The 24,796-nt window shown below is 53.9% G+C and carries 20 protein-coding genes; 12 read left to right on the top strand and 8 right to left on the bottom strand.

The genetic code is table 11. From position 1 onward, the window contains the following. Positions 1-172: 172 nt before the first annotated feature. The 6 genes from cdd to metG all read right to left on the bottom strand — a co-directional run bounded on the left by cdd (position 173) and on the right by metG (position 7,098). Positions 173-1,057, bottom strand: coding sequence for a cytidine deaminase (cdd, locus tag JL05_RS20680; RefSeq protein WP_033633714.1), 885 nt, complete (start codon positions 1,055-1,057; stop codon positions 173-175). A gap of 137 nt (positions 1,058-1,194) precedes the next feature. Then, positions 1,195-1,890: a CidB/LrgB family autolysis modulator gene (locus JL05_RS20675; protein WP_004938941.1), complete on the bottom strand. Its 696-nt coding sequence runs from the start codon at positions 1,888-1,890 to the stop codon at positions 1,195-1,197. Further along, the gene (locus tag JL05_RS20670; RefSeq protein ID WP_033633713.1) at positions 1,887-2,294 is read right to left on the bottom strand and encodes a CidA/LrgA family protein; all 408 of its coding nucleotides are present in this window, start codon (positions 2,292-2,294) and stop codon (positions 1,887-1,889) included. The genes JL05_RS20675 and JL05_RS20670 overlap by 4 nt, the downstream gene beginning before the upstream one ends. A 138-nt stretch (positions 2,295-2,432) precedes the next feature. Further along, a complete protein-coding gene (locus JL05_RS20665) occupies positions 2,433-3,647 on the bottom strand; it encodes an MFS transporter (RefSeq protein ID WP_033633712.1) in 1,215 nt (404 codons plus the stop codon). Between the two features lie 131 nt (positions 3,648-3,778). Beyond that, positions 3,779-4,846, bottom strand: coding sequence for a sugar ABC transporter substrate-binding protein (locus JL05_RS20660; RefSeq protein WP_033633711.1), 1,068 nt, complete (start codon positions 4,844-4,846; stop codon positions 3,779-3,781). A 224-nt stretch (positions 4,847-5,070) separates the two neighbouring features. After that, the gene (gene metG / locus JL05_RS20655; protein WP_033633710.1) at positions 5,071-7,098 is read right to left on the bottom strand and encodes a methionine--tRNA ligase; all 2,028 of its coding nucleotides are present in this window, start codon (positions 7,096-7,098) and stop codon (positions 5,071-5,073) included. A 159-nt stretch (positions 7,099-7,257) separates the two neighbouring features. Between metG and apbC the strand changes: the two genes are divergently transcribed. Further along, a complete protein-coding gene (gene apbC / locus JL05_RS20650) occupies positions 7,258-8,370 on the top strand; it encodes an iron-sulfur cluster carrier protein ApbC (protein WP_033633709.1) in 1,113 nt (370 codons plus the stop codon). 45 nt (positions 8,371-8,415) lie between these two features. On the opposite strand, the gene JL05_RS20645 is transcribed toward apbC, so the two are convergent. Next, positions 8,416-9,045, bottom strand: a complete 630-nt coding sequence (locus tag JL05_RS20645) for a phosphatase PAP2 family protein (RefSeq protein WP_033633708.1) — start codon at positions 9,043-9,045, stop codon at positions 8,416-8,418. Between the two features lie 231 nt (positions 9,046-9,276). Here JL05_RS20645 and udk point away from each other — a divergent pair, with 231 nt between their 5' ends. From udk to dcuC, 4 genes are all read left to right on the top strand, one after another. Continuing rightward, positions 9,277-9,918, top strand: coding sequence for a uridine kinase (gene udk, locus JL05_RS20640; RefSeq protein ID WP_004938922.1), 642 nt, complete (start codon positions 9,277-9,279; stop codon positions 9,916-9,918). A 125-nt stretch (positions 9,919-10,043) separates the two neighbouring features. Further along, a complete protein-coding gene (dcd, locus tag JL05_RS20635; RefSeq protein ID WP_004938917.1) occupies positions 10,044-10,625 on the top strand; it encodes a dCTP deaminase in 582 nt (193 codons plus the stop codon). 44 nt (positions 10,626-10,669) lie between these two features. Next, the gene (gene asmA, locus JL05_RS20630; RefSeq protein ID WP_033633707.1) at positions 10,670-12,502 is read left to right on the top strand and encodes an outer membrane assembly protein AsmA; all 1,833 of its coding nucleotides are present in this window, start codon (positions 10,670-10,672) and stop codon (positions 12,500-12,502) included. 175 nt (positions 12,503-12,677) lie between these two features. Beyond that, a complete protein-coding gene (gene dcuC / locus JL05_RS20625) occupies positions 12,678-14,030 on the top strand; it encodes an anaerobic C4-dicarboxylate transporter DcuC (RefSeq protein WP_015377222.1) in 1,353 nt (450 codons plus the stop codon). A 30-nt stretch (positions 14,031-14,060) separates the two neighbouring features. On the opposite strand, the gene JL05_RS20620 is transcribed toward dcuC, so the two are convergent. After that, the gene (locus JL05_RS20620) at positions 14,061-15,644 is read right to left on the bottom strand and encodes a TerC family protein (RefSeq protein ID WP_033633706.1); all 1,584 of its coding nucleotides are present in this window, start codon (positions 15,642-15,644) and stop codon (positions 14,061-14,063) included. A 611-nt stretch (positions 15,645-16,255) separates the two neighbouring features. Between JL05_RS20620 and galU (JL05_RS20615) the strand changes: the two genes are divergently transcribed. From galU (JL05_RS20615) to JL05_RS20590, 7 genes are all read left to right on the top strand, one after another. After that, entirely contained in the window at positions 16,256-17,152 is an 897-nt protein-coding gene (galU, locus tag JL05_RS20615) for a UTP--glucose-1-phosphate uridylyltransferase GalU (protein ID WP_033634124.1), read from the top strand. Positions 17,153-17,205: 53 nt separating this feature from the next. Beyond that, positions 17,206-18,099 carry a UTP--glucose-1-phosphate uridylyltransferase GalU gene (gene galU, locus JL05_RS20610; RefSeq protein WP_033633704.1) on the top strand — a complete coding sequence of 298 codons (894 nt, stop codon included), beginning with the start codon at positions 17,206-17,208 and terminating at the stop codon, positions 18,097-18,099. A 280-nt stretch (positions 18,100-18,379) separates the two neighbouring features. Next, the gene (locus tag JL05_RS20605; protein WP_025302165.1) at positions 18,380-19,513 is read left to right on the top strand and encodes a polysaccharide export protein; all 1,134 of its coding nucleotides are present in this window, start codon (positions 18,380-18,382) and stop codon (positions 19,511-19,513) included. A gap of 15 nt (positions 19,514-19,528) precedes the next feature. After that, positions 19,529-19,963 (top strand): arsenate reductase/protein-tyrosine-phosphatase family protein, encoded by a 435-nt coding sequence (locus JL05_RS25045; RefSeq protein WP_044032106.1) that lies wholly within the window; start codon positions 19,529-19,531, stop codon positions 19,961-19,963. A 12-nt stretch (positions 19,964-19,975) separates the two neighbouring features. Then, the gene (gene wzc, locus JL05_RS20600) at positions 19,976-22,150 is read left to right on the top strand and encodes a tyrosine-protein kinase Wzc (RefSeq protein ID WP_033633703.1); all 2,175 of its coding nucleotides are present in this window, start codon (positions 19,976-19,978) and stop codon (positions 22,148-22,150) included. 226 nt (positions 22,151-22,376) lie between these two features. Continuing rightward, positions 22,377-23,489: a glycosyltransferase family 4 protein gene (locus JL05_RS20595; protein WP_228392563.1), complete on the top strand. Its 1,113-nt coding sequence runs from the start codon at positions 22,377-22,379 to the stop codon at positions 23,487-23,489. A gap of 1 nt (position 23,490) precedes the next feature. Next, the coding region (locus tag JL05_RS20590; protein ID WP_033633702.1) for a hypothetical protein at positions 23,491-24,796 on the top strand (1,306 nt) is incomplete at its 3' end.

Raw genomic sequence — 24,796 nt, 5'->3', positions numbered from 1 at the left:
AGATAAAGAGAAGATGTACAGCATTTGTTGCCAGATGATGAACCAGGTTGGCGTAATTATCGACAATCAAATGATTTTTTAACTAAAGAAAGTGTCTCTGGCGGCGTCGGGGCATTGTATTTGGCGGGCGGGGCTGTTAACGGCGGAACCGGATGGCCCCGCCGTGGCGCGCTTAGAAAGCGGCGCGGCTGACGTTCTGGCAGCCCAGCGCCGCCAGGGTAGCGCGGGTGGCGTCCCACTGGCTGAGGATCGCCTTCTGCGGCTCGGCCAACACGGCGCGGCGGATGTTCAGGCAATCGCCGCCGGAGAGGTTCAGCAGGATCAGCGCAGCCTGCAGCGGCGGCAGGCTCGGGTTGAAGGCGGCGTTTTCTGCATAGCGGCCGGCGTAGAGGCTGCCGTCCTGCGTTTCCAGCGCTACGCCGCTGTGGGCGTTGCTGTACGGAGCATGGCTCTGATTGGCCGCCGCCAGCGCCGCCTGCGCCAGCGCATCGTCCAGCGCCAGCCGGTGGCCGTGATCGACCTTGTCCATCAGCAGCGAAGCGATATCCAGATCTTTCGGGCCGAAGGCGTCCGGCAGATAGTCCGCCAGCGTGGTCGGCGCGCGGCCCGGCAGACGGATCTGCAGCTCGCCGCCGCTGTTCAGTTCATTCATAAACTGGCGGCAATGGCCGCACGGCGTGTAGTTGACGGTGACCGAGGCCAGCGCCGGCTCGCCGCGCAGCCAGGCATGGGTAACCGCGCACTGCTCTGCATGCACGGTTTGCTGCAGCGGCGCGCCGCTGAACTCCATATTGGCGCCGAAATAGAGGTTGCCGCTTTGCCCGCGCGCGATGGCGCCGACGTGAAAGTGCGATATCGGGGTTAACGAGCAGGCCGCCGCCAGCGGCAGCAGCGCGAATGCCAGCGCATCATCGTCCAGCCCGCAGCCTGTGCGGATCGCCGCCGCTTGCTCGGCCGTGAACATCGCCGGAAAGTCTGGCGCGTCCAGATAGGGCCGCAGGGCGGATTGCAGTGTCGCGGGCAGTGCGCTGAAAGCGGTGTGAAAACGCGGATGCATAGAAAGTCTCTCTACGGGTTAACGGGATAACATTCTAGGCAGGCCAGAGATATTAAAGTGTGATTAATGTCTCTTAATTGATGAAATTAATGCAATGAAATACATAAATGCGAGACGTATCGCAAGTTTCACCCTATTCAGCCGAACAGGCGCAGCAGCACCGGGAACAGGAACGGTGCCAGCAGCGAGGTGATGATGCCGCAGATCACCAACGCCAGCGAGCCGAAAGCGCCTTCCTGGTAGTCCATCTCGGCGCAGCGTGCGGTGCCCAGCGCGTGGGATGCCGTGCCCATCGCCAGGCCGCGCGCCGAGTGGGTGGTGATTTTCAACAGGTTGAACAGCGTATGGCCGAACACGGCGCCAAGGATACCGACGAAAATGACGCAGACTGCGCTGATCGCCGGAATGCCGCCGAGCGAGTCCGCGACGGCCATGGCGATCGGCGTAGTGACCGATTTCGGCAGGATAGAGGCGGCGATTTCCGGCGTGGCGCCCAGCCACAGGGCGATGGCGCCGCCGCTGATCATGGCGGTCAGGCTGCCGATGAAGCACACCGCGATAATCGACTTCCAGCGCGCGCGGATCTGGTGCAGCTGCTCATAGAGCGGGAAGGCCAGCGCGACGACCGCCGGCTGCAGCAGATCGTTGAGGATTTTGCTGCCCTGAAAGTAGCGTTCATAGGGAATACCGGTGAGCAGCAGCAGCGGGATGATCACCGCCATGGACACCAGCAGCGGGTTGAGCAGCGGCATATTCAGCTTGCGCGCCAGCCAGCGCGCGGCGAAATAGACCGCCAGCGTCAGCGGCAACGACCACCAGATTTCATGGATCATGAATTGTCCTCCGTGTCGTCGGGCTTGCCGGCGATGCGGCGCTCGCGATGAAAATAGTGTGAGGTATAGCCGACCACCACCAACACCATCAGCGTGCTGATGAGGCAAGAGATAACCAGCGGGCCCAGATGCGCGACGATCTGGTCGTAGTATTTCATCACCCCGACGCCGATCGGCACGAACAGCAGTACCATATAGCGGATCAGCAAATGGCAGCCGGGTTTAACCCATTTGGCCGGCATAATCTGGGTAGAGAGCAGGGCGAACAGCAGCAGCATGCCAATGATGCTGCCGGGAATGGCGAACGGCAGCAGCGCCGCCACCGCGTTGCCGACGAACAGACACAGGTAGATAAGGAGCAGGGCCCTCAGGTATTTCCAGCACAGTGTGAGCACGTTGGCCATTGTCTTTTCCCGTTTAACTGATGTATTCATCATACAATTAAACTGTGAGCCATGCCACAGATCGCACTATGAATTCTCGCTATGCCCGCCATGCGCGATCGGCGGGTTGACAGCCCGGAATGGCCGCTACGCGCGGATTCAGCGCGCGTCTTCGGCGGTTGCCGCAGCCTGTTCTGCCAGCCGATGGCCAAGGAAGAAAAACAGCAGGCTAAGCAGCGCGCAAACGATCAACATCACGAACATCAACGGCGGCGCGGCATAGCTGAGCAACATACCGCTCAGAACCGGGTTGATGGCGCCGCCCAGCGCGCTGAGGTTTTGTACTCCATAGTAACTGCCTTTCAGGTGCGGCGGCGCAATGAAGTCGATGAACATGTATTCCACCGGGATAACGATGATTTCACCGAGGGTAAACACCGCCATCGCCGCCAGCCACAGCCAGACCGCCTGGCCAGCCGCCATGAAACCGAGCAGCCCGACGATGAAAAACAGCGTGCCCAGCACCAGCCAGCGCAGCATGTTTTCCTGGCGCATGCCGCGGCTGATCAGGTATTGCAGGGCGATGACGATGCCGGCGTTGACGATCATCACCAACCCAATGATTTTGTAGGCGAACTCGGCGCTGGAGACGGTGATCAGATACTGTGACAGATAGCCGGTGAACTGACCGAACACCACGGCGCCCAGGGTGCTGCCGAGGGTGAAGTAGATAAGCCGCCGATCGTTTCGCAAGATAGTCACCGTCTGGCGGAAGTTGGGGAGTGCCGCCGGTGCGGCGGCGGTTGTTGTCGGGCGCTGTTCCCGGCCGCGCAAGCGCAGGCTTAGCGCCGTCACCGTCGCCAGCGCCAACCCGCCCGACAGGTAAAACGGCAGCAGCGGGCTAAGCCCGGCCACCAGCACGCCGAGCGCAGAGCCGATCGCCCAGCCGACGTTGACCAGCGTGTAGTTGATTGAGAAAGCCTTGATGCGCTGCTCGACCGGCAGCCAGTCGGCGAAGCAGGCCTTTATGGTGATGCTTAACACCGAATAACAGGTATGCAGGATCGCCAGCACCACGATCACGCCGCCGGGGCGCGGGATCCAGGGAATGGCGAAGAAACTCAGCGCGAACAATAAAATCGACAGCAGGATCAGGCGGTTTTTGCTGAATTTGTCCACCAGATAGCCGCCGTACAGGCTGGCGATGATGCCGAGGGTCAGGCTGACGCCCAGGATCACGCCCACGCTCTTCGGCAGCAGATGGAAATGTTCGGTGAGGTAGATGGTGATGAACGGCAGCGTCACGCCGCGGCCGATGGTCAACACCAGCGAACTGGCCAGCAGTACGTTGATCAGCGGGGGGAATCCCTTCATTCGAGGCCTGTCTATGCATACAGTTATTGGGCGATGCAGATAACATAGCGCATTTTGGCGAGGACGGAAGGGGAAAGCCGATAATTAGTTTAAAAACAGAGGCTGCGTCGCCAGCCTCGTCAAAAACAGCATTATTTACCGTGTTCGGCCTGCAGCGTGGCGAACCACGGCTGAACGAAATCGCTGCTGGTGCCCCAGCCGGGGATGATCTTCGCCAGCCCGGCGACGTTGACCGGCCCCGGTTGCGCCAGCAGCAGCGCCTGCGGAATGACCGCCGCTTTGAACTGATAGCTGTCCGGCGTGCTTTCCCCGGCGATCTTGTTGGCCACCAGGCGCAGGTTGACCGCGCCGATCAGCTTCGGATCCACCGCCACGCTGACCTGCCATGGGCTGCCGGCCTCGCGCATCAGCTGCAAATCCTGGTTGGAGATATCGATGCTGTACAGTTTGATTTCGGTGCGGCCGTTCTCTTTCAACGCCTTGTAAGCGCCCTGGGTGAAAGCGTCCCAGGTGCCCCAGATGGCGTCAATCTTGCCTTTCGGGTATTTCGCCAGTATCGCACCCACTTTATTGGCGGTATCTCCCTGCACGTCGGATGAAACCGCGCCAATCGATTCCAGCTCATGAATGCCCGGATGCTGTTTCAGCAACTGCTGGTAAGCGGCCTGGCGGCGCTCCATCGGCGGGAAGCCCGCCACCCAGAGTTTGATGATGTTGGCCTGCCCGTTGAAATCCTTCACCAACTGGCCGAACGAGGCGTTAGCCAGCGAAGCGTCGTCCTGCTGCGAGACGGTGACGCCGGGAACGCGGCCGCTGACGTCGGTATCGAAAGCCGCGACGGCGATACCGGCCGCCGCGATGCGCTTGACCAGGTCGGTGGAATAGGGGGCTCGCCCCTGCGAGAGAATGATGCCGTCATATTTCTGGCTGATAGCCTGGTTGACGAAGTCCTGAAAACGCGCGTCGTCGCCGTTGCTGAGGAAGGTGTCCACCTTGAAGCCCAGCTTGCGCCCTTCCTGAATGGCGCCCGCCAAAAATTGCGTGGTGTTGTCGTCGGATCCGAGGTTGCGGATCACCGCGATGCGCACCGGCCCCTGATGTTGAGCGATGGCGGCCGGCACGGCGGCGTTTTCCGCCGCCTGCAGCGGCAGGGCGGCCAGCAGACTGAGGGCGAGCAGCGAAGTCTTGAGGTTTTTCATTATTATAGGCTCCAAAAAAGCAGGGAAACGATCCCGGTGAAGGTCTGTTATAGCAGTCTTTCTGTCTGGACGTCTATTTTGGGTTTCGGAGCATCATAGCCGGATGCGGCGGGCAGGGGAATCAGGGCGGTTATGACTTTTTCTTCATGCTTATAACGTGGGGGTTGGGGCAATAAAAAAGGGCCGAGCAAGCTCGACCCTCCCTATGCCACGCATCTGCGCGATTACTTGACCTGCATGCCAGGCTGCGCGCCGCTGTCCGGGCTCAGCAGGAAGATCTCTTTCCCGCCTGGGCCTGCCGCCATCACCATGCCTTCTGACACGCCGAAGCGCATTTTGCGCGGCGCCAGGTTGGCGACCATGATGGTCAGACGGCCTTCCAGCGCTTTCGGGTCCGGGTAAGCGGAGCGAATGCCGGAGAAGATTTGGCGCGATTCGCCGCCCAGATCCAGCTGTAGTTTCAGCAGCTTGTCGGAGCCCTCGACAAAGTCGGCGCTCTTGATCAGGGCGATGCGCATGTCCACCTTGGCGAAGTCGTCGAAGGTGATGGTTTCCTGAATGGGATCATCGGCCAATGGACCGGTCACCGGCTTGGCGGCGGCCATGTCTTCCTTCGAGGCATTGACCATCTCGTTGACCTTGTCCAGATCGATGCGGTTGAACAGCGCTTTGAACGCGTTCACCTGATGGCCCAGCAGCGGCTGCGGGATCGCGTCCCAGCTGAGCTCGGCGTTGAGGAACGCTTCGGCGCGTTCGGTCAGCGAAGGCAGCACCGGCTTCAGGTAAGTCATCAACACGCGGAACAGGTTAATGCCCATCGAGCAGATGGCCTGCAGATCGGCATCGCGGCCTTCTTCCTTCGCCACCACCCACGGCGCCTGCTCATCCACGTAACGGTTGGCCAGATCGGCCAGCGCCATGATTTCGCGGATCGCGCGGTTGAACTCGCGGCCGGCGTAGGCTTCGGCGATGCTCTGCGCCGCGTCGACGAAGGTCTGGTACAGCGCCGGATCGGCCAGGCTGTCGGCCAGCTTGCCGCCGAAGCGCTTGTTGATAAAGCCGGCGTTGCGTGACGCCAGGTTCACCACCTTGTTGACGATGTCGGCGTTCACGCGCTGCACGAAGTCTTCCAGATTGAGATCGATGTCATCAATGCGTGAAGAGAGCTTGGCGGCGTAGTAATAACGCAGGCAGTCGGCGTCCAGATGCTGCAGGTAGGTGCCGGCCTTGATGAAGGTGCCGCGCGATTTGGACATCTTGGCGCCGTTCACCGTCACGTAGCCGTGCACGAACAGGTTGGTCGGTTTGCGGAAGTTGCTGCCTTCCAGCATCGCCGGCCAGAACAGGCTGTGGAAGTAGACGATGTCCTTGCCAATAAAGTGATACAGCTCGGTGGTGGAGTCTTTGCGCCAGAACGCGTCGAAGTCCAGATCGCCGCGCTTGTCGCACAGGTTCTTGAAGGAACCCATGTAGCCGATCGGCGCGTCCAGCCAGACGTAGAAGTATTTGCCCGGCGCATCCGGGATTTCGAAGCCGAAGTAAGGCGCATCGCGGGAGATGTCCCACTGCTGCAGACCGGATTCGAACCACTCCTGCATCTTGTTCGCCACCTGCTCTTGCAGCGCGCCGGAGCGCGTCCACGCCTGCAGCATTTCGCTGAAGGCCGGCAGATCGAAGAAGAAGTGCTCCGAGTCGCGCATCACCGGCGTCGCGCCGGAAACGACGGACTTCGGATCGATCAGTTCCGTCGGGCTGTAGGTGGCGCCGCACACTTCGCAGTTGTCGCCGTACTGATCCGGCGATTTGCATTTCGGGCAGGTGCCTTTCACGAAACGGTCCGGCAGGAACATGCCTTTCTCCGGATCGTACAGCTGAGAAATGGTGCGGTTCTTGATAAACCCGTTTTCTTTCAGGCGGCTGTAAATCAGGGTGGACAGCTCACGGTTTTCATCGCTATGGGTCGAATGATAGTTGTCATAGCTGATGCCAAAGCCGGCGAAATCCTGTTGGTGCTCCTGGCTCATCTCCGCGATCATTTCTTCCGGTTTCACACCCAGTTGCTGCGCTTTCAGCATGATCGGCGTGCCGTGCGCGTCGTCCGCGCAGATGAAATGCACTTCGTGGCCGCGCATTCGTTGGTAACGCACCCAGATATCCGCCTGGATGTGCTCGAGCATGTGGCCGAGATGGATGGAACCATTTGCGTACGGTAGCGCGCACGTCACCAATAATTTTTTCGCGACTTGAGCCATAGTGAGAACTTGCTTTCTGTAATGAATAAAAGGGCCTTCGATGTTAACCGATCGCGCCCTTCGCTGCTAGGGCGGTTTCTTACAGGTTATACGCGCCAGCTACCGGGCAGTTCTGATATGCTTAGCCGGAAGCGACTCATTCAAAATCAAGGAGCCGGGATGAACGCAAAATCCCCTGAGCAGACCAACCCCGAAGTTCTGCGCGCCCTGGTGACCGGTGTACTGGCCGCCTTTGAACACCCGACGTTGAAAAACAACCTGACTGCGCTGAAGGCTATTCATCACTGCGCATTATTGGACGACGTACTGCATATCGAACTGACGATGCCGTTTGCCTGGCAGAGCGGTTTTGAAGCGCTGCAGGCGAGCGTCGGCCCTGAGCTGTTGCGCGTGACCGGCGCCGCCGCCATCGACTGGAAGCTGAAACACGATATCACGACGCTGAAACGCGCCAACGGCCAGGCCGGGATCAAAGGCGTGCGCAACATCATCGCCGTCAGCTCCGGCAAAGGCGGGGTGGGGAAATCCAGCACTGCCGTCAACCTGGCGTTGGCGCTGGCCGCCGAAGGCGCCAAGGTCGGCATTCTGGATGCCGACATTTATGGCCCGTCGATCCCCAATATGCTGGGCACCGAACATGAGCGGCCGACTTCGCCGGACGGGCAGCACATGGCGCCGATCATGGCGCACGGCCTGGCGACCAACTCCATCGGTTATCTGGTGACCGACGACAACGCCATGGTGTGGCGCGGCCCGATGGCCAGCAAGGCGCTGATGCAGCTGCTGCAGGATACGCTGTGGCCGGATCTGGATTATCTGGTGCTGGACATGCCGCCGGGCACCGGCGACATCCAGCTGACGCTGTCGCAGAACATTCCGGTGACCGGCGCGCTGGTGGTCACCACGCCTCAGGATATCGCCCTGCTGGATGCCGCCAAGGGCATCGTGATGTTCGAGAAAGTGCATGTGCCGGTGCTGGGCATCGTGGAAAATATGAGCGTGCACATCTGCAGTAACTGCGGCCACCATGAGCCGATCTTTGGCACCGGCGGCGCCGAGAAGTTGGTGCAGAAATATAACAGCCGTCTGCTGGGGCAGATGCCGCTGCATATCTCGCTGCGCGAAGACCTGGATCGCGGTACGCCGACGGTGATCAGCCGTCCGGACAGCGAATTCGCCGACATGTATCGTCAACTGGCCGGCCGTGTGGCGGCGCAGATGTATTGGCAGGGTGAAGCGATCCCGACGGAGATTGCCTTCCGCGCGCTGTAATCTGTTTGCGGCAGTGAAAGAACCCGGCTTAAGCGCCGGGTTTTTTTATCGGATAGGGGTAGGCTTGTGCAGGTCGGCACGGGTATAAGGGCGTTCGATCTGCGCCAGCGTTTTGGCGATATGCTCCAACAATCCCTGGGTGGGGGCCGGCTGCCGCTGCCCCATCAGCGCCAACGGCAAGGCCAGCGCGATGGCGAAGTGTGACCAGGAGAGATGCGGGCGCGTTTTGCTCCGCTGCAACCGCAGGAACAGGGCGCTGGCCAGGTAGCCTAAAATCAGCCCGCTGATCACCTCGGATACCGAATGCACGCGAATTTCCAGCCGCGAAACGCCGATGGCGAAAGGCAATATCCACCCGGTCAGCAAAGCGATGCTACGTATCGGGTGGGAAAATCGGCCGGTCAACGTCCACAGCAGTGGCGGCCAGATGCTGGCCGCGAGGGCGGAATGACCGCTGAATCCGGTGAAATCATAGCGCTCGCTGCCGATGCCCCAGCCCATAAAGGCCAGTTTGGACAGGCAGACCACCCCGCCGGTGAACCCGAAGATCAGCGCCCACTGCCAACCCGCCGCGCGGGTGGCGGGAGACATGAGCAGCAATAAAAACAGAATCAGCGCGCAGGGCAGCAGCAACATGCTGTCGCCGAAAAAAGTCAGAAAATACCAATCCAGCACATCAATCTCCGATGAAAGGGGGGCGGGGAGCAAAAGTCAGCGCCGGGGAGTGTAACCCGTTACGGTGCGTTGCCCTAGCCGCGAGATTCTTAAAATGCCGCGTGCCCGTGGCGTGGTAGCCCGAATTCGCCCGCCGCCGCGCAATATACAGTGGCGCAATCCCCGGCGACTCCCTATAATTGTCGCGTTTTAGTTCCCCCCTTCACACTATGAAATCAGGTCTTTAATTTTATGACTGACAATCCGCATCAGTGCGTCATTATTGGTATAGCTGGCGCATCTGCCTCCGGAAAAAGCCTTATCGCCAGCACGTTGTACCGCGAACTCCGCGAGCAAGTCGGCGATGAGCACATCGGCGTTATTCCAGAAGACAGTTACTATAAAGACCAGACTCACCTGACCATGGAAGAACGGGTCAAAACCAACTATGACCACCCGAGCGCCATGGATCACAACCTGCTGTTCCAGCATCTGCAGATGCTGAAGGCCGGTAAGGCGATCGAGCTGCCGCTGTACAGCTACACCGAACACACGCGCAAGAAAGAAACCGTCCACCTGGAACCTAAAAAAGTGATCATTCTGGAAGGGATCTTGCTGCTGACGGATATCCGTTTGCGCCAGGAGATGAACTTCTCGATCTTCGTCGACACGCCGCTGGATATCTGCCTGATGCGCCGCATGAAGCGCGACGTCAACGAGCGCGGCCGCTCGATGGATTCGGTGATGGCGCAATACCAGAAGACCGTGCGCCCGATGTTCCTGCAGTTTATCGAACCTTCCAAACAATACGCCGATATCATCGTTCCGCGCGGCGGCAAAAACCGCATCGCGATCGATATTCTGAAAGCCAAAATCAGCCAATTCTTTGAATAATGCCGCTTAATGGCCGGAAATGCGCATTTCCGGCCGACGGCCAACTATTTGCACCCTGGCGTAGACCTTTCGCCCGTTGTGTGGCAATTTTTGTTTAGTTACGCGTTTTGATGGAGAAGAAAGACATGAGACTGTGCGACCGCGATATAGAAGCCTGGCTGGATAGCGAGAAACTGGTGATTTCGCCGCGCCCACCGCTCGAACGCATCAACGGGGCCACAGTAGATGTCCGTTTGGGCAATCAGTTCCGCGTGTTCCGCGGCCATACCGCGCCGTTTATCGATCTCAGCGGGCCGAAAGATGAAGTCAGCGCCGCGCTGGATCGCGTGATGAGCGACGAGATTGTCCTGCCGGAAGGCGAGGCGTTCTTCCTTCATCCCGGCGAACTGGCCCTGGCGGTGACGTTCGAATCCGTGACGCTGCCGAACGATCTCGTGGGTTGGCTCGACGGCCGTTCTTCTCTGGCGCGTCTGGGGCTGATGGTGCACGTCACCGCGCACCGGATCGATCCGGGCTGGCACGGGCGCATCGTGCTGGAGTTTTACAACTCCGGCAAGCTGCCGCTGGCGCTGCGGCCGGGGATGCTGATTGGCGCCTTGAGCTTTGAGCCGTTGTCCGGCCCGGCGGCCCGGCCATATAACAGCCGGCAGGACGCAAAATATCGCGATCAGCAGGGCGCAGTAGCCAGTCGAATCGACAAGGACTAACGGCGCGAGATGCACCGTCGGTGTGGCGCTGACAAGAGGGTGGCATGAGAAGATTACTGACGACATTGGCGATTTTACTGGTGGTCGTGGTGGCGGGAATGTCCGCGCTGGTACTGCTGGTCAATCCGAATGATTTTCGCGGTTACATGGTCAAAAAGGTCGAGCAGAAGAGCGGCTACCAGCTAACGCTTGAAGGCGACCTGCGTTGGCATATCTGGCCGCAGCTCAGTATTTTGGCCGGGCGCATGACGCTGACCGCGCCGGGCGCCAAGGCGCCGGTGGTGAGCGCGGAAAACATGCGCCTTGACGTCAAACTGTTGCCGCTGCTGTCGCATCAGCTGTTTGTGAAACAGGTGATGTTGAAAAATGCCGTCATTCGCCTCACGCCCGACAGTGAAGAGCACTCGCAAGTGGACGCCCCGATTGCGCCGGCCGGCAGCGGCGCTGATGCGGCAGACACGGCCTGGAAGTTCGACATCGATAACTTGCGCGTCGTGGACAGCTTGCTGATTTGGCAGCGCGCCGACAACGCGCAAATCAATGTCCGGGACATCAATCTTACCCTGCAGCAAACGGAGAAACGGCAGGCGCAGCTGGACATTTCCAGCCGGGTCAACCGCGATCAGCGCGACCTGGCCTTCAGCATGGCGGCCGATATCGATCTGCAGCAGTTCCCGCACCAGATCGGCGCCAAGGTGACCCAGTTCAATTACCAATTGGTGGGAGCGGATATTCCGAACGGCGGTATTCAAGGCGAGGGGAATGCTCAGGTGGTCTATCAACAGACGCCGGCGCACATTGCCGTCACCCAACTGAACGTCAGCGCCAATAACAGCCAGTTGACCGGCGATATCAGCGCCAGCCTGGGAGCGGTGCCCGGCTATGTGGTGAACCTGAATTCGGCTAATCTCGATCTTGACGCGCTTTCCGGTTGGCAATCCAGCACCAATACCGCCGAACAGCCCGCCGTGACCGCCGCGCCGGTGATCGCCAGCCAGGTCGACGATCGGCAGCAGAACCTGGAGGCGCTGCGCGATTTCAATGCACAGTTGAATCTGCAGGCGGCGCAGTTGACCTACCGCGGTATGAACGTTACCCAGTTAGCCGTCGCGGCAGATAATCAACGCGGCCTGCTGACGCTGCATAAACTTGCCGGGCAATTGGCCGGCGGTGATTTCTCTTTGCCGGGATCGCTCGACGCACGCGGCAATAAACCGGTGATAAACGTGCAGCCGACCCTGAACCAGGTTGAGCTCGGCGCGGTGCTCAAAGCCTTCGAGATGCCGCAGATGCTGACCGGAAAATTCAGCATGAAAGGGGATTTGACCGGCGATCGTCTTTCTTCAGAGTCATTTGAGCACCGTTGGAGCGGTACGGCGCAGCTGGCGATGCAGGATGCGCAGCTGCACGGCCTGAACATTCAGCAATTGATCCAACAGGCGGTGGCGCGCAACGATAACAGCGTGCGCGGGCAAGACAGCTATCAGCGCTATACCGAAGTCAAAAGCGTCTCGGCGCGGGCCAGCCTGAGCCAAGGCACTGTCAAGCTCAGCAGCCTGACGGCGGATTCGCCGTTGCTGGCGCTGACCGGCGCCGGCAGTATCGATATGCCGGGAAAACAGTGCGATATGGCGCTTAATGTGCGCGTCACTGGCGGTTGGCAAGGGCGCGGCGAACTGATCGAGCAACTGCAAAAAACGCCGATCCCGCTGCGGGTCTATGGGCCTTGGCAACAGCTGAATTACCAACTGCAGGTCGATCAGGTGCTGCGTAAAACGCTGCACGATCGGGCCAAAGATGCGCTGAACAAATGGGCTGAAAAGAACAAGGATTCGCGCGAGGGTCAGGATCTGAAAAAGCTGCTCGACAAGCTGTAATCCCTCCTGACGCGGGCCGTCTTGCGGCCCGCGTCAGTATCGACGTTTCCCGCGATAATTTCCCTCCGTTACCTTGATGAAGGTCATGAAGACCCGCGCTCAATTTGTGCAGAGTAAGGGCGCATTCTGCTATGACTATGCGCCTAAGCGCGAAAAAATGACGAGTTGAGGAAACATGATAGAGCTTCTTATTGGCGCGGCGGTGGCGGCGGGCGTGGGCCGTTACATCATCAAAGGGTATTCCGCCACGGGCGTCTTGATGGTGGGAGGGCTGCTGCTGCTTGGCATCAGCGCCCTGATGGGGAAAACGCTGTTGCCGTCCGGCGCCGCATCTACCGGCTGGCGCGCGACCGATATGATCGAGTACGTCAAGATTTTGCTGATGAGCCGCGGCGGCGATCTGGGCATGATGATCATGATGCTGTGCGGTTTCGCCGCCTATATGACGCATATCGGCGCCAACGACGTGGTCGTCAAGCTGGCCTCGCGCCCATTGCAGATGATCAATTCGCCTTATCTGCTGATGGTGGCGGCCTATTTTGTCGCTTGCCTGATGTCATTGGCGGTCTCTTCCGCTACTGGACTCGGCGTATTGCTGATGGCGACGCTGTTCCCATTGATGGTGAACGTTGGCATTAGCCGCGGCGCCGCTGCGGCCATTTGCGCTTCGCCGGCGGCGATTATCCTGGCGCCGACTTCCGGCGACGTGGTACTGGCAGCCAAGGCGGCGGAAATGCCGCTGGTGGACTTCGCGTTCAAAACCACGCTGCCTATCTCGATTGCCGCCATCGTCTGCATGGCCGTAGCGCACTTTTTCTGGCAGCGTTATCTCGATAAGAAGAGTGATGAACAGCACCACATTATGGACGTCAGCGAGATCAAAACCCATGCGCCGGGGTTCTACGCGATATTGCCGTTTACGCCGATCCTCGGCGTGCTGATCTTCGACGGTAAATGGGGGCCGGAACTGCACATTATTACCGTGCTGGTAGGGTGCATACTGTTGGCGGCAGCGATCGAGTTTGTGCGCAGCTTCAGCGCCAAACAGGTATTCAGCGGCCTGGAAGTGGCGTATCGCGGTATGGCGGACGCTTTCGCCAGCGTGGTGATGCTGTTGGTGGCCGCGGGTGTCTTCGCGCAAGGGTTGAGCACCGTCGGCTTTATCAGCGGGTTGATCGGGTTGGCGCAGTCGTTCGGTACCGGCGGTTTGATCATGATGCTGGTGTTGGTGGTGATCACCATGCTGGCGGCCATGACAACCGGCTCCGGCAATGCGCCGTTCTATGCGTTTGTCGAACTGATCCCGAAACTGGCGGCACAGATGGGCGTGAATCCTGCCTATCTGGTGATCCCGATGCTGCAGGCCTCGAATCTCGGCCGTACGCTGTCGCCGGTTTCCGGCGTGGTGGTGGCGGTCTCCGGCATGGCGAAAATCTCGCCGTTTGATGTGGTGAAGCGTACTTCAGTGCCGGTAATTGTCGGGTTGGTGGTGGTGATTGTGGCGACGGAGCTGCTGGTTCCCCAGTAAAGGAAGGCCGGGCGATGCCCGGCCTCGATGTTAAACCTCGTACTCCTCCGGTGGAGGAGGCGGGGTGATCTTCACTTTCAGGATGCGGTGGCTGTTGACCTCCAATGGTTCGAACAGGTAGTCACCGATCTTGATTTGTTCTCCTTCTTGCGGCACGCGCTGGCTGTGTTCCATCAACAGCCCCGCCAGCGTATGGTATTCGCGCTTTTCTTCCAGCGGCATCGGCAGGTACAACACCAGATCTTCCAGCGGCATATAGCCGTTGGCGATCCAGCTGCCGTCCTCGTTTTGCTGAATGTCGTGGCGTGCGTCCACCTCTTCACCGGCCTCCGGCAGGTTGCCGGCGATGGTTTCCATCACGTCCGTCAGGGTGACGACGCCTTCGACGGAGCCGAACTCATCGACCACGAAGGCGAAGTGCGTCTGCGCCTGGCGGAATTGCTCCAGGGCGCTTAACAGCGTGAGCTGCTCCGGGAAGATCAACGGTTGGCGTATCAGCGCACGCAGATCCAGCGGCGCCTGTGCCAGTTGCTGTTTGAGAACGTCGATGGTGTGGATCACGCCCAGCGGTTCGTCGCTGGCGCTGCTTTCCACCACCACGATGCGCGTGTGCTGATTACGTTCCAGCAACTGCGTCAGCTTTTCCTGCGGATCGTTCAGCTCAAGGTATTCGACGTCGTGACGCGAGGTCATGATGCTACTGACCGTGCGCTGCGCCATGCCGAGTACGCGTTCGATCATGCGCCGCTCTTGCTGATTGAAGATCTCGCCGTTTTCGCTGTCGCTGTCCGCCAGCAGGTTGGCGGAATGGCTGTCGACTTCCGCTTCTTCATGTTTGCCGCTCAGCATGCGCAGCACCGCTTCGGCGGTGCGTTCACGTAGTGGCCGGACCTTCGACAGGAAGCGACGGCGGTTGAACTGCGCCAGCTGGTTCAGCGCTTCGATCATGACCGAGAAGCCGATCGCCGCGTAGAGGTAGCCTTTAGGAATGTGATAGCCGAAGCCCTCCGCCACCAGGCTAAAGCCAATCATCAGCAGGAAACTCAGGCACAGGATAACGATAGTCGGGTGCGCGTTGACGAAGCGCGTCAGCGGTTTGCTGGCCAGCAGCATCAGACCGATGGCGATACAGACCGCGATCATCATCACCGCCAGGTGATCGACCATCCCCACCGCGGTGATCACCGAGTCGAGCGAGAAAACGGCGTCCAGCACCACGATCTGCGCCACGACCGGCCAGAAACGTGCGCCTTTGCGCGCGCCGTGCTGCTCTTCGTCCTTGCCTTCCAGCCGCTCATTGAGCTCCATGGTGGCTTTGAACAGCAGGAATATCCCGCCGACCAGCATGATCAGATCGCGGCCGCTGAAGGGGTGCTCCGCGACGATGAACATCGGTTTGGTCAGCGTCGCCAGCCACGAGATGGAGGCGAGCAGCGCCAGACGCATGACCAGCGCCAGCAATAAACCGACGACACGGGCCTTATCTCTTTGTTGTTTTGGTAATTTGTCCGCCAGAATGGCGATGAAGACAAGGTTGTCTATACCCAGCACGATTTCCAGCACGACCAAAGTGGCCAGGCCGGCCCAAATTGTTGGATCAGCGATCCATTCCATACGCCCAATTTCACCTGTAAGTTCTACGGCTTATGCCGCACGGGAATGATGGGCGTTGAGGCGGCAAAATTCAACTTTAATCGGGTGGATGTGGTTCAGAACAGGAGGATTACCATAAACATCGATCGGCGCCGAGCGGCCAAAGGAATCACGGGCCTGGGGAGCAAATATCTACCGGGATGCCATGCGCTCAGAAAAGAAACGCCTTATTAAATTTATTTAAATCAAAACATTAAAACAATTTTCTTTGACTATGATTCTTATCGGTATGCGGCACGAGTAGTCTTATTCTGAAAACGTCTGACTGGGGGGATCTAAGGCTTGTATCACTTAGACATTAGTATAAGAATCTTAGTCATATAACGGCAGTAACTAACATTGTTTGGTTATAAAGGCACCGTTTTTTTTATTTTTTTGTGAACAGCATGACAGTTCAAACTAAGAATGAGTGCCGCTTTGCATAAAAATTGCCTGGCTCATGCAATGACGTGGGGGGATACGCCATTAACAGTACTTTGGTAGCTGCAAGCCAAGGGCGGTAGCGTGCCCGATTGAATCCCCTTGTTCACGCTGCACAGATGAATGCAGCGCTACGATGAATTGGAATGAAAATGCAAACAAGACTTAAGGCAGTGATCCCCGTTGCGGGCTTGGGAACCCGTATGTTGCCGGCGACCAAGGCTATCCCTAAAGAAATGTTGCCCGTGGTCGATAAGCCCTTAATCCAGTACATTGTTGCTGAATGCGTGGCGGCGGGGATTAAAGATATCGTATTGGTCACGCATTCATCGAAAAACGCGATTGAAAACCATTTTGACACTTCGTTTGAGCTGGAGGCGATGCTCGAAGCGCGTGTGAAGCGCCAGCTCCTGAGCGAAGTGCAAAGCATTTGTCCGCCGGACGTTACCGTGATGCAGGTGCGTCAGGGACAGGCGAAAGGGTTGGGGCATGCGGTGCTGTGCGCCAAACCTATGGTAGGTGATTCTCCTTTCGTGGTGCTGCTTCCGGATGTTTTGCTGGATGATTCTACGGCGGATCTGCGCAAAGAAAATCTGGCTAAAATGATCCAACGTTTTGGCGATACGGGTTACAGCCAAATCATGGTTGAACCTGTGCCGGAACAAGATGTGTCCAAATACGGTGTGGTAGATTGCGCAGGTGCGACGATCGCAGCGGGAGAAAGCGCACCGATGACGGCGGTGGTTGAGAAGCCGGCCCGCGAGGATGCCCCTTCCAACCTGGCCGTCGTCGGCCGGTATGTGCTTGCCGCCGATATTTGGCCGTTACTTGAGAAAACCCCTCCCGGCGCGGGTGATGAGATTCAACTGACCGATGCGATTGCGATGCTGATGGATGAACAAACGGTGGAAGCGTTCCATATGAGCGGTAAGTCCCATGATTGTGGTGACAAGCTTGGCTATATGAAGGCGTTTGTGCAGTATGGGGTGCGTCACGGTTCCGAAGGCGAAAACTTCACCCGCTGGTTGAAGCAGACGTTGGGAAAGTAACAGGCTGTCGCCACTGCGGCTGAAAGCGATCACGAGATTGAATGAGGTCTACCATGACGAAGTTGAAAGCGGTTATTCCCGTTGCCGGATTGGGCATGCGTATGCTGCCGGCGACCAAAGCGATTCCGAAAGAGATGTTGCCAATCGTTGATAAACCGTTGATTCAATACATTGTCAACGAATGCGTCGCGGCGGGGATTAAAGAGATCATCCTGGTGACGCATTCTTCCAAGAACGCCATTGAAAACCATTTCGATACCTCATTCGAGCTGGAGGCGATGCTGGAGGCACGCGTGAAACGGCAACTGCTGGATGAGGTACAGTCGATAACGCCAAAAGGCGTAACGCTGATGCACATTCGCCAGGGGCAGCCAAAAGGACTGGGACATGCCGTTCTCTGCGCTAAACCGTTGGTCGGTGATTCTCCATTTGTCGTTCTGTTGCCGGACATCTTGCTGGATGACGCAAAGGCCGATTTGAAGAAAGACAACCTGTCACACATGATTGCGCGCTTTGAGCAGACCGGTCTGAGCCAGGTTTTGGTGCAAAAGGCAGACGAACACGTGCTGCATGATTATTCCGTGGTTGAGTGTGAGGCCAGCAATCTGAAACCTGGCGAAAGTGCCCGTATCACATCGATTATTGAAAAACCGGCACCGGAAACCAAGTTGGAATCCAACTACTCTGCGGTAGGGCGCTATGTCTTGTCTGCCGATATTTGGCCGCTGCTGGAGACCACGGAACCGGGAGCCTGGGGGCGTATTCAACTGACCGATGCGATTGCAGAATTGTTGAAACGCAAACCGGTCGAGGCGACAGAGCTGGTGGGTGAATCGTTCAACTGCGGTGAAAAACTGGGTTACCTTCGCGCTTTTGTCACTTATGGGTTGCGTCACCCAACTCAAGGCAAAGCTTTCCGTGAATGGGCAGAACGGCTTTCATTATAAATACGTTTGGCTGGAACGTTGTGCCCAGGCATAGCGCTTTCCAAAATCACTTCTCTCTGTGCGTATTGAGGTAATCGTGCGCTATTGCGAGGTAATTGTGTAATAATGCTTTTAGGCCATTTCCAGCATAGCGTATTGGGATTCAACGTGGGCTCAATGAAAGTTTAATCAGTATTGAAACCCATCGACAAATTCTTTTCCGAGTACAACGGCCTGTGCCAGGGTTGGCCGGGAGGGCTCAGTACAGCAAACTTTTTACTTTGATAGTGATGATAATTCGATGGCAAATAAACAGTGGAAACTGATACCGCTCTTGGTATCGATCAGTGTAATCAGCGGTTGTACAATCGTGCCTGGTTCTCACCTTTCAACTAGTGGGAAAGAGGTTGTAAAACAGCAAGATAGTGATTTCGATATCGACAATCTGGTTAATGTCTATCCAATGACGCCTGGTTTGGTTGAGAAAATGAGACCTAAACCCGTTGTCGCGCAACCAAACTCGTCCTTAGAGCGTGAATTGCAAAATTACGAATACCGGATTGGTATCGGCGACGTGTTAATGGTGACTGTCTGGGATCACCCTGAACTGACTACACCGGCGGGGCAATATCGCAGTGCCAGCGATACGGGTAACTGGGTGAATTCGGACGGTACAATTTTTTATCCGTATATCGGTAAGATAAAAGTTGCCGGTAAAACGATGAGCCAAGTCAGAAATGAGATCGCAGGACGATTGGCGCAATACATCGAAAGCCCACAGGTTGATGTGAGTATCGCCGCTTTCCGCTCTCAAAAAGCGTATGTGACGGGGGAAGTAGCAAAGTCGGGACAGCAACCGATCACGAACGTTCCCCTTACTGTGATGGATGCAATCAATGCGGCTGGCGGGCTTTCAGAAAATGCAGACTGGCGTAATGTCATTCTGACACATAATGGAAAAGAACAGCGAATCTCTTTGCAAGCCTTGATGCAAAGGGGGGATTTGACGCAAAACCACCTACTTTATCCGGGCGACATCCTCTACATTCCCCGTAATGACGATTTAAAAGTTTTCGTTATGGGGGAAGTGAAAAAACAGACTACGTTGAAAATGGATCGCAGCGGTATGACACTAACGGAAGCATTAGGTAATGCTGAAGGAATGGATCAGAACTTTGCCGATGCGACGGGGGTGTTTGTCATTAGACCATTACGTGGTATGGAAGGTAAAAAGCTGGCCAATATCTACCAACTTAATGCGTCTGATGCTACTGCGATGGTAATGGGGACTGAGTTTCACCTTCAGCCATATGACATTGTATACGTAACTACCGTACCGATTGCTCGTTGGAACCGCGTCGTCAGCCAATTGTTACCGACTATCGTTGGTTTCAACAACCTGACCGAAGGTACACAGCGTATTCATAATTGGTAGTTAAGGTAAAAGATGATGTTTGATTCTATTCTGGTCGTTTGCGTCGGCAACATATGCCGTTCTCCTACAGGAGAACGGCTGTTGAAGGAAAAACTGCCACATAAGAAAATTGCCTCTGCCGGGATTTCTGCCTTGGTTGGCAAGCCTGCTGATGCTCAGGCTGCAGAAGTGGCTAGAAAGCATGATTTATCATTGGATAATCACCAAGCACAACAGCTGACAGCTGCATTGTGCCGTGAATATGATCTGATATTAGTCATGGAAAAGGGACATGTTGATGCTGTCTGCAGGCTAGCCCCTGAAGTCAGAGGCAAAACAATGCTATTTGCCCATTGGCTGGGTCAACAAGATATCCCAGATCCTTATCGCAAAAGTTCTGAGGCTTTTGAATTCGTCTATAGCCTACTAGCTGAAGGTGCTCAGAAGTGGGCGCTAGCATTAAATCGCTAAACAGAGATTACAATGATTGATAAAAACCGAACGAGTTCCTTGGCAAGTAAGGAAAATGACGAGATCGATTTTGGACGGCTGTTAGGGACGCTAGTCGATCACAAATGGTTAATTGTTAGCATTACATCATTATTTGCCGTCATCGGCATTATATATAGTCTTTTTGCGACACCTATATACCAGGCTGATGCAACTGTTCAGGTCGAGCAAAACGAAGGTAATATGCTGGTAAGTAACCTGTCCCAAATGTTGCCTAACTCTTTGCCAGCATCATCTACAGAGATTGAACTGATTTCCTCTCGCATGATCGTGGGGAAAACTGTCGAAGATCTCCATTTAGATACTGTCGTCACTCAGAAATATTTTCCGATTTTTGGCCGCGGTTGGGCAAGGCTCATGGGTAATAAACCGGGGCAGGTTGCCTTATCCAGGCTCACTGTAGCTGAGCCTCTAGTCGAGAGTGCTATCGAGCTGGAAGTTATTGATGATCAAAACTACGTCGTTACCGTAGATAAAGATAAAATCTTTCAAGGCAAAGTTGGGCGCTTGGAGAATGCAAGCGGCGTTTCTATGTTGGTTAGCGAAATCTCAGCGAAGCCAGGAACAGTGTTTAATGTCAAAAAGCTCACAACGCTGGCAGCAACGGTACAACTTCTTGACGATCTTACAGTAGAAGACAAAGGTAAGGACACGGGGGTTCTTTCACTCACCCTGATGGGGGATGATCCTGTTCTAATCAAAAGAATTATTGAAAGTATCAGCAATAATTACTTGATCCAAAATGTTGAGCGAAAATCAGAAGAAGCGGCCAAAAGCCTTGCTTTTTTGAAGGAACAATTACCGCAGGTTCGCGATTCTTTAAATACGGCTGAAGACAAATTAAACAGTTTCCGCCAAGCGAACGATTCTGTTGATCTGTCTTTGGAAGCAAAGTCTGTTCTTGATACTATTGTCGGGGTTGAGGCTCAGCTTAATGAGTTGACTTTCAAAGAGTCTGAAATTTCGAAATTATACACAAAAGAGCACCCTGCTTATCGTGCTTTATTGGAAAAAAGAGCAACCCTGCAAAAGGAAAAAGATAAGTTAAACCAGCGAGTCAGTAAGATGCCGCAAACACAGCAGGAGATCTTGCGCTTAACTCGTGATGTTGATGCTGGTAAAGAGATTTACATGCAGTTGCTCAACCGTCAACAAGAGCTTTCGATAACGAAAGCGAGCACCGTGGGTAATGTCAGAATCATTGATACCGCTGTCACTCAACCGAAACCGGTTAAGCCGAAGAAGACGTTAATCGTTATCATCTTTACGTTGCTTGGCGGGATCGCTTCCGTTGCCGTAGTACTGCTGAAAAGCGTTCTGCATCGAGGTATTGAAAGCCCAGAACAGCTGGAAGACCAAGGCATCAACGTTTATGCAAGTATTCCGTTGTCTGAGTGGCAACAGAAAAAAGACATAGAGACGTTGATGCGCGGCAATAAAAAAACCAACACGCGTTCAAAAACGTTGTTGGCCGTTGGGAACCCTGCGGATTTGGCGATCGAGGCAGTACGAAGCTTAAGAACCAGTTTGCATTTCGCTATGCTCGAAGCTAAAAATAATGTTCTGATGGTCTGTGGTGCAAGCCCAAATATTGGTAAAACTTTCGTCAGCATCAACTTGGCCGCGGTCATTGCTCAGGCTGGGCAACGTGTTTTAGTCATTGATGCTGATATGCGTAAGGGCTATTCACACTCATTGTTGAATACCGATTGGCATAATGGTTTATCTGATATCTTATCTGCTCAGACCACGATGGCTAACAGTGTCCGCAAAACAGAAATTGAAAACCTGGATTTTATTCCGCGTGGACAGATACCGCCAAATCCTTCAGAGTTGCTCATGGGGGCACGCTTCAATGAGCTGATTGATTGGGCGAGTAAGAATTATGATATCGTGATGATTGATACGCCACCTATTCTAGCAGTTACTGATGCCGCTATTATAGGGCACAGGGCGGGGACTAGTCTGATGATCGCACGTTTCGCATCCAACACGGTCAAAGAAATAGAGGTGAGTATTCGCCGCTTTAATCAAAATGGCATCGATGTTAAAGGCGTTATTCTGAATGCTGTTGAGAAACGGGCCAGCAGCTACTATGGTGATTATGGCTACTATCAATATGAGTATCGTTCAAACGATAAAGCATAGTTGTTAGCAACACATCAGTGCCATACCGGGAAACCGGTATGGCATATGTTCATATATTTGCTATTTGTAATAAGAAAAATGGATGTAATCGGCAAATATATGCATTTATAAATACATTCGATTTGTTTTTTTAAATTTGTCTTCATTTTGAATGATTTTTGATTACCATTCAGACGACAGTCAAATGTTTACATAGAATATTTAAGGTGTATAAGAAATGAAGATAATGATGATCAATACACTTTATCATCCTTATAAGGTTGGAGGCGCAGAGGTATCTGTGCAGTTATTAGCTGAAAAACTCGCTAATATGGGGCATACAGTAAGTGTTGTTACATTGCATAACAAATCCGAACGAGAATGTAAAACCATTAATAATGTAATGGTCACTTATTTGCCTCTCAGTAATGTCTATTGGCCATATGGCGGAGAGAACGTGTCGCCATGGAAGAAAATAGTATGGCATGCAAAAGATCAGTACAATTTCTCAATGAAGCATGCGGTGAAAGAGGAAATAAAAAACTTTCTTCCAGACGTTGTGCATACTAATAACCTGGGCGGTTTTTCAATTTCTGCGTGGGATGCGGTGAAAGAGTGTAAGGTGAAACTGGTTCATACCGCGAGAGATTACTATCTCTTTCATCCTAACTCGACCTTGTTCAAACATGGCAAGGTGATGAGTACGTCAGAATTGAGTGTGAGGTTTTTCTCATTTTTTAAAAAGTGGAAGAGCAAAGCCGTTTTCAGTTTTGTTGGAATCAGTCGTTATATTTCTGATTTGCATACGACAAACGGATTTTTTAATGAAGATAGATGTTCGGTTATCTATAATCCGATAGAACCGCTTCGCTTTGAAGATAGAGAAAGTTCAACTTTTAGAGTCGGATTTATAGGTCGCCTTACTAGCGATAAAGGATTCGATGAATACTGTCGCCTTGCAGATGAATATAAGAATAGGGCAGATGTCAAGTTTTATGCGGCAGGTAGGTTTAATGGCGATGAAGGTAATGCCATGAAAATTTTGGCGGAAAAGTCAAATGTTGAACTGCTTGGTTTTATTGCGGTAGAAGAATTTATGGCAAATGTTGATGCAGTTATACTGCCAACAAAATGGAATGAACCATTTGGGCGTTCAGTTGCGGAGTGTGCGCTTTCTGGGAAGATTGTCTATACTAATTTCATGGGGGGAATTTCAGAAATAGCTGCCATGAGTAGTAATGTTAGGCCGCTAAACTCTTTCAAAGTTGAAGATACACGCACGCACAAAGAACGCAGCGTCGTGGAGAGTTTTGATATTGATAATATCGCGAAACGATATGTAGAGGTTTACAATAACTAAAATGAACACATCAACCTCAAAGATATTTATATTTTTTATTCTGACGTACCTGGCATTAGCTTCATTAAATGGGCTGGTTACAATTTTTGCTTATAATACTACTCGTTTGATCTTACTCTATAAAGATTTCTTCTCGATAGTATTTCCGTTGTTGATGATTTTCTTTTTTGTTGCAAATGGATATAAGGCAGGTAGGCAGTTCACCACATTGATGCTAACGCTTTTAGCGATTTGTTTTTTTATCCTTTCGTATATTTTGGCGACCTTACTCTTTTCAAAATTTGATATGACAAGGATTGCTATACAGTTTCGAGTTGAACTCTTCGCAATTTCGGCAATATTGATCGCAGCGTTAGCGAGTATGTTTAGCACTGAAGAGAAAAAAAACATAGTATCTGTTTTTATTAAGTTTTATATTATTTTTTGTTCGATTAATGCGTTAGCCACTATTGCTGAGTTCTTCTCGGCAGAGCTTATTTTCCAGGTTCTGGGGTTCAATCCTGGCCCGATGTTAACCGCGTTTGGTAAAGACAATGGCCTTGTTTTACGCACTACAGATGGTTATTTAAGAGCTCTGGGTTTATTGACAACACCTTTCAGCCTCAGTGAATATCTTTTCTTTGGCCTCGCTCTTGCCTCATTTGTTTCAGTCAAGCGAAGAGCGCTATTTACATTCTTAATGATCGCAGGCATTCTTTGCTCTACATCAAAAACAGCTTTCGTGATGATGGTAATTTATGTTCTTTATATGATTATTAATAGACTTGTCTCGAATCAGAGAGCGTTGAGATTCATTACTTGGATTACTGTTGTTGTTTCCATTGTTTTTTTCCTTTCCGTTACTAACACATTTATATATGAAGTGTTTTCTTCAAAGGAAAATACATACGCCGAAAACAGTATTTTCTTGCGTATTCTTTATATTGAGCAAGTGTTAGATTCAGCCTACTCTATTTACTTTGGCTCTGGTTATGCTGTGAACGGTAGTGGTATGGTTGGGGTTGAAGATAATACAACGGCGATTCCGCTAGACAGTTTGTACATTTACCTTCTCTCAAATTATGGATTTGTTGGCGTACTGGTATTTGTTTTCGGTGCTTTTTTACTGTTGGTTAGTTTGTATAAGAAGACATCTACCGTATTACCACACGGTGTCTATTTGTACTGGTTGATATCATTGCTAACAAACTTTGCCTATAATAATCCATTTACCAACTATCCTGGTTATATATTCCCGATAATAATAACTGCGCTTTTAGTTTCACTTAAACCGGAAGAATACTCCGATGAGGAGGGCAGTGCTAATC

Origin of the sequence: Serratia nematodiphila DZ0503SBS1 (assembly GCF_000738675.1) — a bacterium.
Classification (GTDB): Bacteria; Pseudomonadota; Gammaproteobacteria; order Enterobacterales; family Enterobacteriaceae; genus Serratia; species Serratia nematodiphila.
The sequence above is the reverse complement of the archived record's forward strand: the minus strand, read 5'-3'. Positions and strand labels throughout refer to the sequence as shown.

Bases quoted from the DNA above. Each gene is read 5' to 3' on its own strand.
- cdd (WP_033633714.1), bottom strand. From the start codon at position 1,057: ATGCATCCGCGTTTTCACACCGCTTTCAGCGCACTGCCCGCGACACTG.
- JL05_RS20675 (WP_004938941.1), bottom strand. From the start codon at position 1,890: ATGATCCATGAAATCTGGTGGTCGTTGCCGCTGACGCTGGCGGTCTAT.
- JL05_RS20670 (WP_033633713.1), bottom strand. From the start codon at position 2,294: ATGGCCAACGTGCTCACACTGTGCTGGAAATACCTGAGGGCCCTGCTC.
- JL05_RS20665 (WP_033633712.1), bottom strand. From the start codon at position 3,647: ATGAAGGGATTCCCCCCGCTGATCAACGTACTGCTGGCCAGTTCGCTG.
- JL05_RS20660 (WP_033633711.1), bottom strand. From the start codon at position 4,846: ATGAAAAACCTCAAGACTTCGCTGCTCGCCCTCAGTCTGCTGGCCGCC.
- metG (WP_033633710.1), bottom strand. From the start codon at position 7,098: ATGGCTCAAGTCGCGAAAAAATTATTGGTGACGTGCGCGCTACCGTAC.
- apbC (WP_033633709.1), top strand. From the start codon at position 7,258: ATGAACGCAAAATCCCCTGAGCAGACCAACCCCGAAGTTCTGCGCGCC.
- udk (WP_004938922.1), top strand. From the start codon at position 9,277: ATGACTGACAATCCGCATCAGTGCGTCATTATTGGTATAGCTGGCGCA.
- dcd (WP_004938917.1), top strand. From the start codon at position 10,044: ATGAGACTGTGCGACCGCGATATAGAAGCCTGGCTGGATAGCGAGAAA.
- asmA (WP_033633707.1), top strand. From the start codon at position 10,670: ATGAGAAGATTACTGACGACATTGGCGATTTTACTGGTGGTCGTGGTG.
- dcuC (WP_015377222.1), top strand. From the start codon at position 12,678: ATGATAGAGCTTCTTATTGGCGCGGCGGTGGCGGCGGGCGTGGGCCGT.
- JL05_RS20620 (WP_033633706.1), bottom strand. From the start codon at position 15,644: ATGGAATGGATCGCTGATCCAACAATTTGGGCCGGCCTGGCCACTTTG.
- galU (WP_033634124.1), top strand. From the start codon at position 16,256: ATGCAAACAAGACTTAAGGCAGTGATCCCCGTTGCGGGCTTGGGAACC.
- galU (WP_033633704.1), top strand. From the start codon at position 17,206: ATGACGAAGTTGAAAGCGGTTATTCCCGTTGCCGGATTGGGCATGCGT.
- JL05_RS20605 (WP_025302165.1), top strand. From the start codon at position 18,380: ATGGCAAATAAACAGTGGAAACTGATACCGCTCTTGGTATCGATCAGT.
- JL05_RS25045 (WP_044032106.1), top strand. From the start codon at position 19,529: ATGTTTGATTCTATTCTGGTCGTTTGCGTCGGCAACATATGCCGTTCT.
- wzc (WP_033633703.1), top strand. From the start codon at position 19,976: ATGATTGATAAAAACCGAACGAGTTCCTTGGCAAGTAAGGAAAATGAC.
- JL05_RS20595 (WP_228392563.1), top strand. From the start codon at position 22,377: ATGATGATCAATACACTTTATCATCCTTATAAGGTTGGAGGCGCAGAG.